The sequence below is a fragment of the Minwuia sp. genome (assembly GCF_048007105.1).
Lineage (GTDB): Bacteria > Pseudomonadota > Alphaproteobacteria > Minwuiales > Minwuiaceae > Minwuia.
The window spans coordinates 1,033,818-1,048,849 of the sequence record NZ_CP180352.1 but is presented as its reverse complement, the minus strand read 5'-3'; the positions used below and the strand labels follow the sequence as shown (position 1 = coordinate 1,048,849).

The window sequence follows — 15,032 nt, the reverse complement described above, 5'->3', positions numbered from 1 at the left end:
AGGCCGTTGGCGGGCGCACACCCCGGCGCGCCCGCCCGGCCGTCACAACTCCCTATCCGAACACGAAGAAGCAGAGCTTGTTGCCGTCCGGATCGCGGACATAGGCGCCGTAGAAGCGGTCCGGAATCCGCTGGCCCGGCCCGCCCTCGTCCGTGGCGCCGAGAGACATGGCCTTCTTGTAGAGCGCGTCGACATTGGACTTCTCGCCGGCCGGGATGGCGATCATGACGCCGTTGCCGGGCGTCGGGGCCTCGCCGTTGTAGGGCTCGCAGACCGCGATCATCGGCTCGCCGCGCTTGGCGCCGATGAAGGCGATGCGGCCGGCGTCCATGACGACCTTGCCGCCCATGTCCGCGAACAGGTCGCTGTAGAACTTCTTGGCGGCTTCCATGTCCTTCACGCCGATGGTGGTGTAACCGATCATCTGTCTCTCCCCGATACGGTTGTGGCGGGCGCGGGCCGCGGCCCTCCCCGATGGCCGACCGCCGGCATTGCGCCCTGTCGGACGCAGTTTCCGACGAGCCGCGCCGGCATGTCCAGCACGGTTCGGCGGCAGCCGGCGCAGATTGCCGTGAAGTGGAATCCGCCGCTGTCCTACTCCGCGGCGGCAGCCGTACGCGGGTCCGTCTGCCGGCGCAGGACCTGGCCTGGCCCCTCGACGCCGGTATAGTCCGCGCCGTCATGCACCCGGACGCCGTTGACGAAGGTGCCCTTCAGCCCCGGCGCCCGGCGGACCAGACGCTCGCCGCCCGCCGGCAGGTCCTTCAGCTTGATGGTGCCCGAGAGCGCAAGTTCGGCAGGATCGAACAGGATGAAGTCCGCGGCCGCGCCGACGGTCAGCTCTCCGCGTCCCTCCAGGCCATAGATGCGCGCCGGCTCGCTGGTCAGCTTGGCGATGGCTTCCGGCAGGCTGAAACGTCCGGTCTCCCTGACCCAGTGGCTGAGGAAATGGATGCCGAACCCGGCATCGCAGAACAGCGTGTGATGCGCCCCGGCGTCCGACAGGCTGACCAGATTGCCCGGCATCGACAGCAGTTCGGCGACGCGGTCCTCCTCGACATTCAGCAGCTTGGCGGTGAAGACGGTCCGCAGATCCTCGACCAGCGCGAGATCGAGGAAGGCGTCGAGCGGATCGGCTCCGCGGCGCTCGGCGAGCTCCGCGACGGTCACGCCGGTCAGCCCCTCGTCGCGCGCGATGGTGACTTCGACGCGCTCCCAGTGGCCGTTGAAGATGCGCGTGCCCGACGGCCTGGCGAGGTCGTCGCGGATGCACTGCCGGACTGCCGCGTCGGCGAAGGCCCGCTTCATGGCTGCGAGCTCGCCGCTCTGCGGCCAGCCGTCGATGGTCAGCATCGGGTAGGCCGCTTCCAGGGTGAAGTCCATGGACAGGGGCTGGCAGGAGCACTGCGGATAGACCGCCGGCCCTGATCCCGCTCCGCGGCGCATTCCCGGGCGATGCCGATGGCGCGCTCCGGCTGGTTCGAATAGTGCAGCAGCGGCGCGTAGACCGTCGCGCCCTTCGACAGCGCCGCCAGCTCGCCAAGGAAGGGAATGTCCGTGTCATTGCCGCAGGTCGCCATGATGACGCCGCCGCCGGCCTGACCAAGGGTCTCCGCGAAGGCGCGGAACTCGGCGCGGTCGGCCATGCGCGAGGGCACCGGCCGCCGCCGTCGCCGAAGTGGTTCTCGAAGGTCGAGGACCCCATCCCGATCGCGCCGGCTGACAACGCCTCGCGGAACAGCGCCCGCATGGCGTCGAGCTCGCTGTCTGTCGCGGCGCGCTCGGACCCGGCCGCGCCCATGACCGCGGTCCGCATCACCGAATGCGAGGCCAGGGCCGCGACGTTGGGATAGGGCTTCTTGCGCTGCACGAGATCGAGATACTCGCCGAAGCTCTCGAACGAGAAGTCGACGCCCGCATGCAGGCTGTCGAGGGACATGGCCTCGACCACGGAGAGATTGGCCAGGATGGTGTCGCGCGCCTCGGGCGGCGCCGGTGCGATGCCGAAGCCGCAATTGCCGATCACCACGGTCGTGACGCCCAGCGCGGGCGAGGGCGAGGCGGTCGGGTCCCAGGTCAGCTGCGCGTCGTAGTGGGTGTGGACGTCGACGATGCCCGGAGCCACCACCGCGCCGCCAGCGTCGATCTCCTCGGCGCCCCGTCCGGCCACCTGGCCGATGGCCGCGACGCGACCGTCGATGACCGCCATGTCGCCGGAAACCGGCAGACTGCCCAGCCCGTCATGGATCACCGCATTTCGGACCACCAGATCGTAGTCGCTCATGTCGCTCCTCCCGTGTTTCCGCCGATTCTGACGTCCAACGCCGCCAAGTCCAGCGAAGCAGGCCGCTCAGGCGCGCCAGAAGCGGGGCGTGAACAGCACCATCACTGTCAGGAATTCCAGACGGCCGAGCAACATTCCCGCCGAAAGCAGCCACTTGGCCGTGTCCGGCAACGGCTGGAAATTGCCGGCCGGTCCGATGGTGTCGCCCAGGCCGGGCCCGACATTCGACACTGCCGTGGCGGCGCCGGAGATCGCCGTGGTCAGGTCCAGCCCGGTCAGCGTCAGCAGGAAGGCCAGCGTGCCGAATACCATGGCGAAGAGGAAGAAATAGCCCATGACCGCGTCGATCACATGGGTCTCCAGAGGGCGGCCGTTGAAGCGCGGGACGATCACCGTGTTGGGCCGGATCAGCTGCACGATCTGGATGCGGGCGCTTTCGAACATCACCCGGAAGCGGAAGATCTTGATGCCGCAGGAGGTGGAGCCGGCGCAGCCGCCGATGAAGGTGAAGAAGAAGAACAGCACGGTCGCGGATCGGCCCCATGCGCCGTAGTCGTCGGAGGCGTAGCCCGTGCCGGTAATGATCGAGATGACGTTGAACGCGGCCAGCCGCACGGCGTCGAGCGCCTCATCGGTGCGCTCGGTCAGGCCGCTCAGGGCGAGGATCAGCAGGATCGCCCCGCCCACCGTCGCGAAGAACCAGCGGACCTGGGTATCGCGCCAGAGCAGCAGCGGCCGTCCGCGCACCGCCTGCAGATAGAGCACGAAGGGCAGCGAGCCCAGCACCATGAACAGGGTGATGATCCATTCCGCCGAGGCGTTCTGCAGCCCGCCCACCGAGGCGTCCATGGTCGAGAACCCGCCGGTCGCCACCGTCGTCATGGCGTGGGCGATGGCGTCGAAGGCCCGGACGTCAACGGCGAAGAGTGCGGCGGCGCAGGCCACCGTCAGGATGACATAGGCCACCGTCGTCGCGCCGGCGATCTGCGCCGCGCGCGGCAGCGCCTTGTCGGACTGTTCCGAGCTTTCCATGCGGAACAGCTGCATGCCGCCGACCTGCAGCAGCGGCAGCACGGCGATGGCGGTGACGATGATGCCGACGCCGCCGAGCCATTGCAGGATGGCGCGCCAGATCAGGATGCCGGGCGGCGAATTGTCGAGGCCGGTGATCACCGTCGCGCCCGTCGTCGTCAGGCCCGACATCGCCTCGAAATAGGCGTCGGTGTAGGACATCCTGAGTTCGGAGAAGGCGAGCGGCAACGCGGCGAAGGCCGGCAGCACGATCCAGACGCTGGTGGTCAGGATGAAGGCCTGGCGGATGTTGAGCTGGATCCCGCGGCGGAAGGTGGCCGTCACCATGGCGCCGCCGCAGAAGATGGTGACCCCCGCGGATTCGATGAAGACGATGTGGTCGGGATGGCCGTAGGCGAGGTCGACCAGCGCCGGAATCAGCATGGTCAGGCCCAGCATCGTCAGCAGAACGCCGTTGATCAGGACGACGCCGCGCGGGTCGTACTGGGACATGCCGCCCCTCAGTTCAGCGCCCGGCCGCCGTCCGGCAGGTCGAGCGAAAAGGCCGGCACCTCGATGCGGAAGGGCTCGCCTTCCGCGGAGACCATCTCGTAGTGGCCCGCCATGATGCCGCTCGGCGTCGGCAGCGGACAGCCGCTGGCGTAGCTGTGGCTCTCGCCCGGGTTCAGGACGGGCTGCTCGCCGACCACGCCGGGACCCTCGACTTCCTCGACGCGGCCATTGCCGTCGGTGATGCGCCAGTAGCGGCTGATCAGCTGCGCGGTCGTGTCGGACCTGTTCTCGATGGTGATCTCGTAGGCCCAGACATAACGGCCCGCCGCCGGATCGGACTGGCGCGGCAGGTAGACAGGCTTCACCCGGACGGTAAAGCCGTCGGTGACGGCCACATAACGGCCGTCCTCGTCGAATGTCGCGTCTGCGGACATGATCCTATTCAGCACCATTCGCCGCCAAAGGGAAAGCGGTTGGCGGAAGGCGCAAAGAAAAAGGGCCGCCGGATCAACCGGCGGCCCCGATATTCAGGCTTCGATCGGTTCGATCAGGAACCGGAGCCGATGGCGCCGTCGATGACAGGGCCGAAGCGCTTCCACGACTCGCCCTCGAACTCGACAAGCTGCCACTGTTCGATCGGGAAGAAGTCGTTCGGGCCGGTATTGACCACGATCCCCGGCAGGAGCATCGGCGCGCGATAGTCCTTCAGGTTCGCGGCCTGAGCCATGATGTTCTCGCGGCTGAGATCGTCGCCGGCCTGGTTCAGGACCTGCACCATGGTGTTGCAGACGGACCAGCCATAGGCCGTGAAGGCGTCGGTCTTGTCGCCATCCGGGAAGTGCTGGTCCATGAAGGCTTCCCACTCCTTCTTCTCGGCATCGTCCGCCCAGGCCGGATCGGTCGGGTCTTTGAGGTAGAATGCCGAGATGATGTTCTGGGACTTGTCGAAGCCGGCCTTGGACATGACCGAGCCGATCGAGTTCGACACCGAGTTCAGGACGTGCAGCGGGTTCCAGTCGATTTCGGCGATCTTGGTGATGGCCTGCGCGGCGAACTTCGGCGTGGTCACGTTGTAGAACACGTTCGCGCCCGAAGCGGCCAGGTTCACGACCTGCGACTCGATGGTCGGGTCGGTGACCTCATAGGACTCCTTGGCCACGATGATCTCGTCGGCCTTGTCACCGAAACCGATCTCCATGCCGTGGAGGTAGTCCTTGCCGTAGTCGTCGTTCTGGTAGAGGACGGCGACCTTCGGATCGTCGACGGTCTCGAGGATGTAGCGCGCATAGACGACGCCCTCGGACTGGTAGTTCGGCTGCCAGCCCATGGTCCACGGGAAGTTCTGCGGGTCGCCCCACTTGGTGGCGCCGGTCGCCACGAACAGCTGCGGCACCTTCTTCTTGTTCAGGTAGGCGTGCACGGCCGAGTTGGTCGGCGTGCCCAGGCCCTGGTACATGAAGGCGACGTTCTCGCGCTCGACCAGCTTGCGGGTCTGTTCCACGGTGCGCGGCGGGCTGTAGCCGTCGTCCACCGAGATGAAGTTGATCTTGCGGCCGTTGATGCCGCCCTCGGCGTTCACCTTGTCGAAGCAGGCATTGATCGACTTGCCGCTCGAGCTGTAGGCCGCGGCCGGGCCCGAATACGGGTTGGTGTTGCCGATCTTGATTTCGGTGTCGGTCACGCCCGGGGCATTTCGGGCCTCGGCGACGCCGGTCGCCACCACGGCAATGGCCGCGGCGGCAATCAGGCTCTTGGTAGCAGATTTCATTCTAATCTCCTCTGTTTCGTCGGGCTTTCATGTTGCTCCCGGCTCTCCTTGCCCCTTGGGTCCGGCCGGGTTTGTTGAGTGGCAGTCTAGCGCCGGACTCCGATCTTGCGCACCAGAATCTGAACGAGACCTGTCAGTCCCATCGGCATGACGTAGACGGCGAAGATCAGGAAAAGACCGTAGACCGTCCAGGACAGACCCTGCGGATTTGCGATGAAGCTTTCCAGCAACGCCGCGATGGAGTCGGAGAAGTTCGGCACGTAGAGCACGAACGCACCGCCGAACACCGCGCCGAACAGGCTGGCGATGCCGCCCACGACGCCGCCGACCAGGAACTTGATCGCCTCGGCGAAGGTGAAGCTCTCGGGGGCCAGGTATTCGTCCATGATCGCGAACAGCGAACCGGCGACGCCGGTGAACATGGCGCTGACGCCGAAGCAGGCCGATTTGAACATCGCGGTGTTGATGCCCATGGTCTTCGCCGACAGCGGGTTGTCGCGGATCGCGATCAGCGCGCGCCCGGTGCGGGAACGGATCATGTTCTGGGCCAGCCAGAACATGATCACCACGACGATCGCGGTGAAGATGTACTTCCAGCGGTCCACGGACAGCTCCTGACCGGTCAGGGACTTGGCGATGCCGTCGATCCAGGCCGGCGGATAGGGCGTGTCGAGCACGATGCCCTGCACGCCGCCGGTCAGCGGCGCCAGCCCGTCGAACTTCAGGATCTGCGGCGTCGCGATGGCCAGCGCGAAGGTGGCCAGCGCCAGGAACAGCCCCTCAAGCCGCAGCGCCGGCAGGCCGAACAGGAAGCCCGAGATGAAGCAGACGGCCGCGGCCGGGGCGATGGTGGTCCAGTAGGGCATGCCGAACTGGTCCATCAGGATCGCCGTGGTGTAGGCGCCGACCGCGAAGAAGGCGCTGTGACCCAGCGAGAACTGTCCGTTGAAGCCGGTCAGGATGTTCAGCCCCAGCACCGCCAGCGCATACATCAGGATCTTCGAGAACTCGTAGATCTCGTAGCCGTCGAAGAAGATCGGCAGCGCGATGACCACGACGAGGCCGAACCAGAGCAGGATCTTCTCCAGCAGCGGCAGCCGCACGCCGAAGACGAATACGCGGTTCTTGGGGTTCTCGCGCAGGAAGGCCGGAAGCGATCCGGCGTAATCGGTGGTCGCCATGGCCTCAGACCCTCTTCACGACTTGCCGGCCGAACAGGCCCGCCGGCTTGACCAGCAGAACGGCGATGATCAGCACCAGCGCGACGGTCAGCTTCAGCTGGCTGCCGACGACGAAGGTGCCCATCCAGTTCTCGATGACGCCCACCAGGAACCCGCCGACGACGGCGCCGAACGGGCTGGTCAGCCCGCCGACCACCGCTCCGGCAAAGCCGTAGAGCAGCGTGCCCAGCATCATGTCGGGCGTCAGGAAGGTGATCGGCGCGATCAGCATGCCGGCGACGGCGCCGATGGCGGCGGCCAGGCCCCAGCCGAGCGACAGCATGAACTTCACGTTGATGCCCACCAGCCGCGCCGAATCCGGCGCGGCGGCCGAGGCGCGCATGGCCAGACCGATCGGCGTGTAGCGGAAGAAGGCGTAGATCACGCCGAGCATGATCAGCGTCACCGCCACCATGCCGGCCCTGTGCGCGCTGAGCGGCACGCCGTCGATCAGCGCCTCATGCCCGAACGGGGTCGGGAACTTCTTCGGCGTGAAGTCGAAGAGGAAGCCCGCCATCGAGTTGAAGATGGAGAACAGCGCGATGAAGACGATGATGTGGCTCAGCACCGGCGCATCGGCGATCGGTGCGAAGACGATCCGTTCGACGAAGAAGCCGCCAACCAGCGACACCACGATACAGATGAAGAAGGCCGCCACGAAGGGCATGCCGGCGACGGCGATCAGCCACCAGGCGATATAGGTCGAGAACATCGCCATCTCGCCCTGGGCGAAATTGAAGTGGTCGATGGCCTGATAGATCATGACCACGGCGAGAGCCAGGCAGGCGTAGATCGCACCGCTCGCGAGGCCGCTCAGGGTCTGCTCGATGAAAAGCTCCATGTGCCTCTTTCCTCAGTAGCCGAGGTACGACTTGCGTACCTGCTCGTCGTTCATGATCTCGTCCGCCGGGCCGGTCATCGCGATGTTGCCGGTTTCCAGCAGGTAGGCCCGCTTCGAGATATCCAGCGCCAGGTTGGCGTTCTGCTCGACCACGAGCATGCTCACGCCTTCTTCCCGGTTGATCGTGCCCAGGATCTTGAACAGTTCCTCGGTGATGATCGGGGCGAGGCCGAAGGACGGCTCGTCCAGCAGCATGATCTTCGGCCGCAGCATCAGCGCGCGGCCGACGGCCAGCATCTGCTGCTCGCCGCCCGACAGCGTGCCGGCCTGCTGGTTGCGGCGCTCCTTCAGGCGCGGGAAGTAATGGTAGACCCGCTCGTAGTCCTGCTCGATCTCCTTGTCGCGGCGCGTGAAGGCGCCGAGGCGGAGATTTTCCTCGGTGGTGACGCGGACGAAGGTGCCGCGGCCTTCCGGGACGTGCGCGATGCGGTGGCGGGAAACGATCTTCTCCGTCGACATGCCGGCGACGTTCTCGCCCTCGACGACGATCGAGCCCTCGGTGCGGACCATGCCGCAGATCGAGCGGAGGCTGGTGGTCTTGCCGGCGCCGTTGGCGCCCAGCACGGCCGTGATCTCGCCTTCCTCCAGGGTGAAATCGATGCCGTGCAGGGCCTCGATCTGTCCGTAGTAGGCCTTCAGGCCCTTGACTTCGAGAATAGCCATCAGTGCCCCGTCCCCAGATAGGCCCGGATCACTTCCGGATCGTTCTGGACCTCTTCGGTGGTGCCTTCCGAGATCTTGCGGCCGAAATCGATGGCCACGACCTTGTCGGAAATGCTCATCACCAGGCCCATGTGATGCTCGACCAGCAGCACGGTGATGCCGCGGTCGTCGCGCAGCTGCTGGATCACCGCGCCCAGTTCGTCGAGTTCGTCATGGTTCAGACCGCCGGCCGGCTCGTCCATGAGCAGCAGCTCGGGGCTGGACGCCAGCGCGCGGGCCAGTTCGACGCGCTTCTGCGTACCGAACGGCAGGCCGCCGACGATGGAATGGGCGACATTGCCCAGGCCCAGATACTCGATCAGCGCGCCCGAGCGTTCCCGCAGCTCCTTCTCCTCGCGGCCCCGCGCCGGCAGGCGCAGCGCGTTGGAGATGAAGTCGCTCTTCGTCGTCGAGTGCCCGCCCACCATGACGTTCTCCAGGACCGTCATGGTCGAGAACAGCGCCAGGTTCTGGAACGTGCGCCCGATACCGATCTCCGCAATGTGATGCGGCGGGCTTTCCAGAATTGTCTCGCCCTTGAACCGGATATCGCCCTCGGTCGGGACGTACAGACGGCTGAGACAATTGAACAGCGTGGTCTTGCCGGCGCCGTTCGGTCCGATCAGACCGACAATCTTGCCGGTCGGCATGGTGAACGACACACCGTCCAGCGCGACGATGCCGCCGAACCTGACATGGACGTTGTCGACTTCCAGAATATCAGCCGTCATCGCGCGCCCTCGGACGCGCGGACGGATCGCATACACCTGTGGTGCAAGGCGACCTCCCCTTTTCGACCCCGGTACATGTTTTTTACTGCCGGGTATGCTTCCCTGTGTCGCTCTTATTAGCAGCGTTGCACAAGTCGTCAAGCAGTCATGCGTACCCGGAAACCGTGCAACGCGCCAATGGTTGTGGCTCCGCAACGGCAGGCTTAGTGTACCCGCCCATATCCAAGTCGCGACTGAGGGGAGGCTCAAGACATGCGCAGCATGCAGTTCGACGAATACGGCGCGCCGCTGAAGGAATTCACCTACGAGAACCCGCAGCCGAAGGGCAAGGAGGTCCTCGTGCGGATCGAAGCCTGCGGCGTCTGCCATTCGGACATCCACCTGCATGAAGGCCATTTCGACATGGGCGGCGGCAACAAGGCCGACGTCACCCGCGGCCGGAAGCTGCCCTTCACGCTCGGCCACGAGATCGTCGGCGAGGTCGCGGCGGTCGGCCCGGATGTCACCACCGCGAAAGTCGGCGACAAGCGGATCGTCTACCCCTGGATCGGTTGCATGGAGTGCGACGTCTGCAAGGGCGGCAACACCCAGCTTTGCGCAACGCCGCGCAATCTGGGCGTCCAGGTCGACGGCGGCTACTCCGACCACGTCATGTGCCCGGACGAGCAGTTCCTCTATGACTACGGCGACGTCCCGACCGGACTGGCGGCGACCTACGCCTGCTCCGGCATCACCGCCTATGGCGCACTGATGAAGGTCCGTGAGGCCGCCGAGCGCGGCGGTTATGTCGGCATCATTGGCGCGGGCGGCGTCGGCATGGCCGGCCTGATGATCGCCAAGGCCGTCTTCAAGGCCAAGACGGTGGTTTTCGACATCGACCCGGCAAAGCTGGAAGCTGCTAAGGCGGCCGGCGCGGACCACGTCTTCGATCCGTCCGACGGCGCGACCCGCAAGGAAGTCATGAAGCTGACCGGCGGCGGTCTGCCGGGCGCGGTCGACTTCGTCGGCTCTGACAAGACGGCGACCTTCGGCGTCATGAATCTCGGTCCGAGCGGCGTTCTGGCGATCGTCGGCCTGTTCGGGGGCGCAATGACCATTCCCGTGCCGCTGTTCGCCTTCAAGAACATCACCGTGCGCGGGTCCATGGTCGGCAGCCCGGCCGAGATGGCGGAGCTGATGGATCTGGTGAAGGCGGGCAAGGTGCCGCCGCTGCCGGTCAAGGAGCGGCCGCTGGACGCTGCCTGGGACACGCTGGAGGACCTGCGGGCCGGCAAGATCGTCGGCCGCGTGGTGCTGACGCCCTGACGGCGGCGCGGCGCCAGAGAATTACCTACTGGGGAGAGAGAAGAGCATGAGCAACGAGAAGATGCTTGAGGGCAAGGTCTGCGTCGTCACTGGCGGCGGCGGCGCGATCGGCGGCGAGATTTCGAAGCTGATGGCGGCCCACGGCGCCAAGGTCGTCGTCAACGACCTCGGCGGTTCGGTGTCCGGCGACGGCGGCGACGAGAAGCCGGCGCGCGACGTGGTGGCCGAGATCGAGGACGCCGGCGGCACCGCCATTCCGCATTTCGGTTCGGTCTCCGAGCGCAAGGACACCGAGGACATGATCAAGACCGCGACCGACGCGTTCGGCCGGGTCGACTGCATCGTCAACAATGCGGGTATCCTGCGCGACGTCATCTTCCACAAGATGAGCGAGCCCGACTGGGACATGGTGCTGGCCGTGCACCTGAAGGGCTCCTTCAACGTCGCCCGTTCGGTCGCGCCGCTGTTCCGCGAGCAGAACTCCGGCTCGATGATCCATTTCACCTCGACTTCGGGCCTGATCGGCAATTTCGGGCAGGCCAACTACGCCGCCGCGAAGCTGGGCATCGCCGGGCTGTCGAAGTCCGTCGCGCTGGACATGGGCCGCTTCAACGTGCGCTCCAACTGCATCTCGCCCTTCGCCTGGTCGCGCATGATCGGCACCATCCCTTCGGACACGCCGGAACAGCAGGCGCGTCTGGACAAGATCAAGCGCATGACCCCGGCGCAGCAGGCGCCGCTGGCCGTCTACCTGGCATCCGACGCGTCCAAGCACGTCACCGGCCAGATCTTCGGCGTGCGTTCGAACGAGATCTATCTCTTCAGCCAGCCGCGCCCGATCCGCTCGGTGCACCGCGGCGAGGGCTGGACGCCCGAAACCATCGCCGAGCACGGCATGCCGGCGCTGGAGAAGAGCTTCTTCGAACTGGAGCGCTCGGGCGACGTCTTCAGCTGGGATCCGATCTGAGGAAAACGCCGGGCTGCGGCCTGGCGTCTTCAGAAGGAATACCGGGAGGGGCTGGCGGCGACGCCGGCCCCTTTCTCGTTCAGCACATCTGTCAAGTCCGGGCCTGACCCGGGGGCCTGAGGCTGAAGCCGGCACGGCACGGCCAGGCTCGGCCGCGAGGTCCACGGATCACGTCCGCGGACGGCAGGTGGATTCTTCAGAACCGCATGACGTTGAGCCGGTCGGCATTCGTCACCGCCCCGCTTCGGCCGATGAAGTCCTCCCGCGTCATCGCGGTCAGCAGGTCCGGATCCTTCGGCGTGTTGGCGACGAAGCGTGGGGCCATCGGATCGGACCCATCGCCCAGCCTGCCGAACAGGATGCCAGCCGCCGGGGCGCCGTCGCGGCCGAAGACGACCGTGTAGGTCTCGACCACCGCTTCGCCTTCCGCCGCCTTCACCACCGGCGGGACCGGCAACGCGTCCAGCTCAGCCTGATAGACCGCCGGGTTCTCCCGCGCCCAGCCGCTGCCGTCATGCGCAGGCGACGGGTCGGTGGAGTAAATCCCGGCCGCGTGCTTGGTCAGATAGCCGCCATTGGCCGTGACCAGGCCCTTCGAGCCGGGCGCGCCGCGGACCTTGTCCACCATCGCCGCGATGGAGGTGGTGACGTAGTTGTTCCCGGCCCCACCGTGATAGGGCAGCCCGCCCGTGACGGTCAGCGGCCGCGGATCGTCCGCCGCAATGCCCAACTCGTCGCAGGCCACCTCGACGGCCGAGGGAAAGCAGGAATAGAGGTCGATATGGTCGATCTCGTCCATGCCGATCCCGGCCATGCCCAGCGCCTTCTCGCCCATCACCCGGATCGCCGGGCAGGCATGGTAGTTCTGCCGCTCCGAGATCAGCATCGGCTCGAAGGCGTCGGCGCAACCGTGCAGATAGACGATCCGGTCCGCCGGCACACCCCAGGTCTTCGCCTTGCCGAGCGAGGTCATCAGGATGGCCGCCGACTGATCGACATTGTTGAAGGCGTTCATCAGCTTCGTGTAGGGCCAGTTGACCATCCGGTTGTCGGCGGTCGGCGTGGCGATCTCCTCGGCCGTCCGGCGCTGCGGAAACCAGGCGCCGTCGGTTTGGGCGGCGACCTCCGAGAAGCGCGCGAACAGCCGCCCCATGGCCAGCTGGTGATCCTCGATGGTGCGGCCGTAGTGGTGGCGCAGCCCGTTCTCGATCATCGCGTAGACGGTCGCGGCCAGCCAGACGCCGTGCGCCTGTTCGTAGCCGTTCGACATCTTCGCGTCCGGCACGAGGAACTCGGCCTCGTTGTCCGGGCCTTCCGACCAGTCGATGGGGAGGCCGGCCTTCTTCAGCCGCCGGACGCTGTCCTTGGGCTCGCAGCCGGCGATCAGCACCAGTTCGTTCTCGCCCTTCGCGATTGCCTCGGCGTAGCGGTTGACCAGATATTGCGGGCCGTTGCCGCCATCGGGCATCAGCCAGCCCTGCGCCTTGTCCGCGCCGAGACGGCGGGCCAGCGAAGCCGGCGAATTCGGGGTCGATTCACGGAAGCACTTCACCAGCGCGATGGTGTCCAGCCCGGCCGCCTTCGCCCGGAGCAGGCCGGCGTCGTCGAAGGCCCGCTCCGCCGCCATCTCAAGCAGGCCCATCGGACCGGGCAGTTGATCCAGCGGCCGGCCCTTGTCCGTGATCCGGCCCACGCCGACGATGACGGGTGTGCGGTCGTCGCTCATGCCGTTATCCCTCCAGACCGTTCCACAGCCTCGTCCCCTCCCCCTTGAGGGGGGAGGGTCAGGGTGGGGGTGAATTCGGCGAAGCCGAAATGGCCTTCGGCCTCACCCCCCATCGGCCACTTCGCGGCCACTTCCCCCTCAAGGGGGGAAGAACACAGGCGACCAGCCAGCGCGGTTTCCGACCCGGTCAGACTTGCGCTCATGCCGATGCCTCCGCGGTTCGTTTGGCCCAGCGATAGTCGGGCTTGCCGTTGGCGAGGCGGCCGACCTTGTCCACGAACAGGAACGCCTTGGGCAGCTTGTAGCGGGCGATGTGCTTCTCGGCCTCGGCCAGCAGTCCGGCCTCGTCGGGTTCGGCGCCGTCGCGCAGTTCGATCATGGCGACCACCTCGTTGCCCCAGCGCTCGGAGGGGCGGCCGGCGACCAGCACGTCGGCGACCGAGGGATGCGGCTTCAGCGCCTCCTCGACCTCCTCGGCGAAGATCTTCTCGCCGCCGGAATTGATGGTCACCGATTCGCGGCCGAAGAACTCGATCTCCCCGTTCTCCAGCAGCCGCACCTTGTCGCCGCCGACGACGTAGCGTTTTCCGTCTATGGCCGGGAAGGTCTGCTTCGTCTTCGCCTCGTCGCCGTAATAGCCGTATGGCACGCGGCCGCCGATGGCGAGCCAGCCGGCCTCGGGCTCACCGGGTTCGAGGAACCGGCTCCGGTCCTCGGCCATGACCCGCGTATCGGACATGGTGCGGAAATCGCCCTTCTCGACACCGGATTTCGGCCCGGAGATGTTCTGCGCCTGGATGCCGGTCTCCGAGGAGCCCAGCGAATCGATGATGGTCAGGCCCGGGATCGCCTCCATCAGCCCGGCCTTCACCCCCTTCGACATGATCGCGCCGGTGTTGGTCAGGAACTTCAGGCTGCTGGTGTCCCAGGAGCCGCGCCGGAGTTCGTCGAGCAGCGGCCGGCCGAAGGCGTCGCCGATGGCGAGCATCAGGTTGGCCCGCTCCGTCCCGACCAGCGACAGCACGTCAGCGGGATTGAACCGGTCGGTCACGTTCTGGATCAGCAGGGTGTTGCCCTCGAACTGCGAGCGCAGCGCCAGATACTTGCCGGCCCCATGCATGAAGGGCGGCGGCGGGAAGATGACATAGCCCTTCTTCGCGCACGCCCGCTCGACGGCCTCCTCGACGCTGCCGACCTCGTTCCGGCCGTCGTAGCGCCCGCCCATCTGGCTCATGTAGGCGTCTTCCTGACGCCAGAGGACGCCGCGCGGCATGCCGGTGGTGCCACCGGTATAGAGGATGAAGAGATCATCGGGCTCGCAGTCCAGTCCGGTCGGCGCCGGCGAGCTTTCCGCCAGCACGGTCTCGTAGTCCAGCGCCCCGTCGAGCAGAGGCTCCCCCGAGCCGTCATCGACCTGGATGAGCAGACGGAGCGTCGGCACGGCGTCGCGCACCTGATCCATCACCGGCGCGTAGCGGGCGTGATAGACCACCGCCTTCGCATCAGCGTCGTTCAGCAGGTATTCCAGCTCCTCGCGGACATAGCGGTAGTTGACGTTGAACGGCACGGCGCGCGCCTTGTAGCCGCCCAGCAGCGTCTCGACGTACTCGTTGCAGTTGGTCATGTAGACCGCGACGTGATCCTGACCGGATTCCCAGTTCTGCAGCGCGCTGCGCGGCGTGTGCAGCGTGATGCCCTGGGAGATGAAGAAGTTGGCCAGCCTGCGCGTGCGCTCCGCCACCTGGGCATAGGTCAGCCGCCGGTCGCGGAAGATGATGGCCGTGCGGTCCGGCAGGGCGGCGCTGACCGCCTCGTGAATGGTGCCGAGGGAAAGGGTCATGGGCTCAGAAACCGCGTAGAGTTGTGCGTTGCCGGATACCGGAGCACCGTGAGTAGGGTCGGCA

14 protein-coding genes and 1 pseudogene are annotated in these 15,032 nt (G+C 66.5%); 2 read left to right on the top strand and 13 right to left on the bottom strand.

Annotated elements, in window-relative coordinates; all coding sequences use genetic code 11:
- Positions 1–52: 52 nt before the first annotated feature.
- The 11 genes and pseudogenes from ACMVY4_RS04915 to ACMVY4_RS04865 form a co-directional block, all read right to left on the bottom strand.
- Positions 53–424, bottom strand: a complete 372-nt coding sequence (locus ACMVY4_RS04915; protein WP_416899070.1) for a VOC family protein — start codon at positions 422–424, stop codon at positions 53–55.
- A 170-nt stretch (positions 425–594) separates the two neighbouring features.
- Positions 595–1,383 (bottom strand): amidohydrolase family protein, encoded by a 789-nt coding sequence (locus ACMVY4_RS04910; protein WP_416899069.1) that lies wholly within the window; start codon positions 1,381–1,383, stop codon positions 595–597.
- Complete coding sequence (locus ACMVY4_RS04905; RefSeq protein WP_416899068.1) at positions 1,347–1,658, bottom strand: hypothetical protein; 312 nt, start codon at positions 1,656–1,658, stop codon at positions 1,347–1,349. Before ACMVY4_RS04905 ends, ACMVY4_RS04910 begins: the two co-directional genes overlap by 37 nt.
- A 92-nt stretch (positions 1,659–1,750) precedes the next feature.
- Positions 1,751–2,209, bottom strand: a pseudogene (locus ACMVY4_RS04900) (amidohydrolase family protein); the annotation flags it as partial.
- Positions 2,210–2,350: 141 nt separating this feature from the next.
- Positions 2,351–3,808: a TrkH family potassium uptake protein gene (locus ACMVY4_RS04895; RefSeq protein ID WP_416899067.1), complete on the bottom strand. Its 1,458-nt coding sequence runs from the start codon at positions 3,806–3,808 to the stop codon at positions 2,351–2,353.
- An 8-nt stretch (positions 3,809–3,816) separates the two neighbouring features.
- Complete coding sequence (apaG, locus tag ACMVY4_RS04890; RefSeq protein WP_416899066.1) at positions 3,817–4,242, bottom strand: Co2+/Mg2+ efflux protein ApaG; 426 nt, start codon at positions 4,240–4,242, stop codon at positions 3,817–3,819.
- Between the two features lie 113 nt (positions 4,243–4,355).
- Complete coding sequence (locus ACMVY4_RS04885) at positions 4,356–5,576, bottom strand: ABC transporter substrate-binding protein (RefSeq protein ID WP_416899065.1); 1,221 nt, start codon at positions 5,574–5,576, stop codon at positions 4,356–4,358.
- 86 nt (positions 5,577–5,662) lie between these two features.
- Complete coding sequence (locus ACMVY4_RS04880; protein ID WP_416899064.1) at positions 5,663–6,757, bottom strand: branched-chain amino acid ABC transporter permease; 1,095 nt, start codon at positions 6,755–6,757, stop codon at positions 5,663–5,665.
- A 4-nt stretch (positions 6,758–6,761) separates the two neighbouring features.
- Complete coding sequence (locus ACMVY4_RS04875; protein WP_416899063.1) at positions 6,762–7,637, bottom strand: branched-chain amino acid ABC transporter permease; 876 nt, start codon at positions 7,635–7,637, stop codon at positions 6,762–6,764.
- Positions 7,638–7,649: 12 nt separating this feature from the next.
- Positions 7,650–8,363, bottom strand: a complete 714-nt coding sequence (locus ACMVY4_RS04870) for an ABC transporter ATP-binding protein (protein WP_416900254.1) — start codon at positions 8,361–8,363, stop codon at positions 7,650–7,652.
- Positions 8,360–9,130: an ABC transporter ATP-binding protein gene (locus ACMVY4_RS04865; protein WP_416899062.1), complete on the bottom strand. Its 771-nt coding sequence runs from the start codon at positions 9,128–9,130 to the stop codon at positions 8,360–8,362. The genes ACMVY4_RS04870 and ACMVY4_RS04865 overlap by 4 nt, the downstream gene beginning before the upstream one ends.
- Before the next feature lie 252 nt (positions 9,131–9,382).
- Here ACMVY4_RS04865 and ACMVY4_RS04860 point away from each other — a divergent pair, with 252 nt between their 5' ends.
- Positions 9,383–10,435, top strand: a complete 1,053-nt coding sequence (locus tag ACMVY4_RS04860; protein ID WP_416899061.1) for an alcohol dehydrogenase — start codon at positions 9,383–9,385, stop codon at positions 10,433–10,435.
- A 61-nt stretch (positions 10,436–10,496) separates the two neighbouring features.
- Positions 10,497–11,402: an SDR family NAD(P)-dependent oxidoreductase gene (locus tag ACMVY4_RS04855; RefSeq protein ID WP_416900253.1), complete on the top strand. Its 906-nt coding sequence runs from the start codon at positions 10,497–10,499 to the stop codon at positions 11,400–11,402.
- A 196-nt stretch (positions 11,403–11,598) separates the two neighbouring features.
- On the opposite strand, the gene ACMVY4_RS04850 is transcribed toward ACMVY4_RS04855, so the two are convergent.
- Entirely contained in the window at positions 11,599–13,128 is a 1,530-nt protein-coding gene (locus tag ACMVY4_RS04850; RefSeq protein ID WP_416899060.1) for an acetyl-CoA acetyltransferase, read from the bottom strand.
- A gap of 199 nt (positions 13,129–13,327) precedes the next feature.
- Entirely contained in the window at positions 13,328–14,968 is a 1,641-nt protein-coding gene (locus tag ACMVY4_RS04845) for an acyl-CoA synthetase (RefSeq protein ID WP_416899059.1), read from the bottom strand.
- Positions 14,969–15,032 lie beyond the last annotated feature (64 nt).

Excerpts from the sequence above, each read along its gene's own strand:
- ACMVY4_RS04860 (WP_416899061.1), top strand. The coding sequence starts at position 9,383 with ATGCGCAGCATGCAGTTCGACGAATACGGCGCGCCGCTGAAGGAATTC.
- ACMVY4_RS04915 (WP_416899070.1), bottom strand. The coding sequence starts at position 424 with ATGATCGGTTACACCACCATCGGCGTGAAGGACATGGAAGCCGCCAAG.
- ACMVY4_RS04855 (WP_416900253.1), top strand. The coding sequence starts at position 10,497 with ATGCTTGAGGGCAAGGTCTGCGTCGTCACTGGCGGCGGCGGCGCGATC.
- ACMVY4_RS04845 (WP_416899059.1), bottom strand. The coding sequence starts at position 14,968 with ATGACCCTTTCCCTCGGCACCATTCACGAGGCGGTCAGCGCCGCCCTG.
- apaG (WP_416899066.1), bottom strand. The coding sequence starts at position 4,242 with ATGTCCGCAGACGCGACATTCGACGAGGACGGCCGTTATGTGGCCGTC.
- ACMVY4_RS04865 (WP_416899062.1), bottom strand. The coding sequence starts at position 9,130 with ATGACGGCTGATATTCTGGAAGTCGACAACGTCCATGTCAGGTTCGGC.
- ACMVY4_RS04850 (WP_416899060.1), bottom strand. The coding sequence starts at position 13,128 with ATGAGCGACGACCGCACACCCGTCATCGTCGGCGTGGGCCGGATCACG.
- ACMVY4_RS04880 (WP_416899064.1), bottom strand. The coding sequence starts at position 6,757 with ATGGCGACCACCGATTACGCCGGATCGCTTCCGGCCTTCCTGCGCGAG.
- ACMVY4_RS04895 (WP_416899067.1), bottom strand. The coding sequence starts at position 3,808 with ATGTCCCAGTACGACCCGCGCGGCGTCGTCCTGATCAACGGCGTTCTG.
- ACMVY4_RS04875 (WP_416899063.1), bottom strand. The coding sequence starts at position 7,637 with ATGGAGCTTTTCATCGAGCAGACCCTGAGCGGCCTCGCGAGCGGTGCG.
- ACMVY4_RS04885 (WP_416899065.1), bottom strand. The coding sequence starts at position 5,576 with ATGAAATCTGCTACCAAGAGCCTGATTGCCGCCGCGGCCATTGCCGTG.
- ACMVY4_RS04910 (WP_416899069.1), bottom strand. The coding sequence starts at position 1,383 with ATGGACTTCACCCTGGAAGCGGCCTACCCGATGCTGACCATCGACGGC.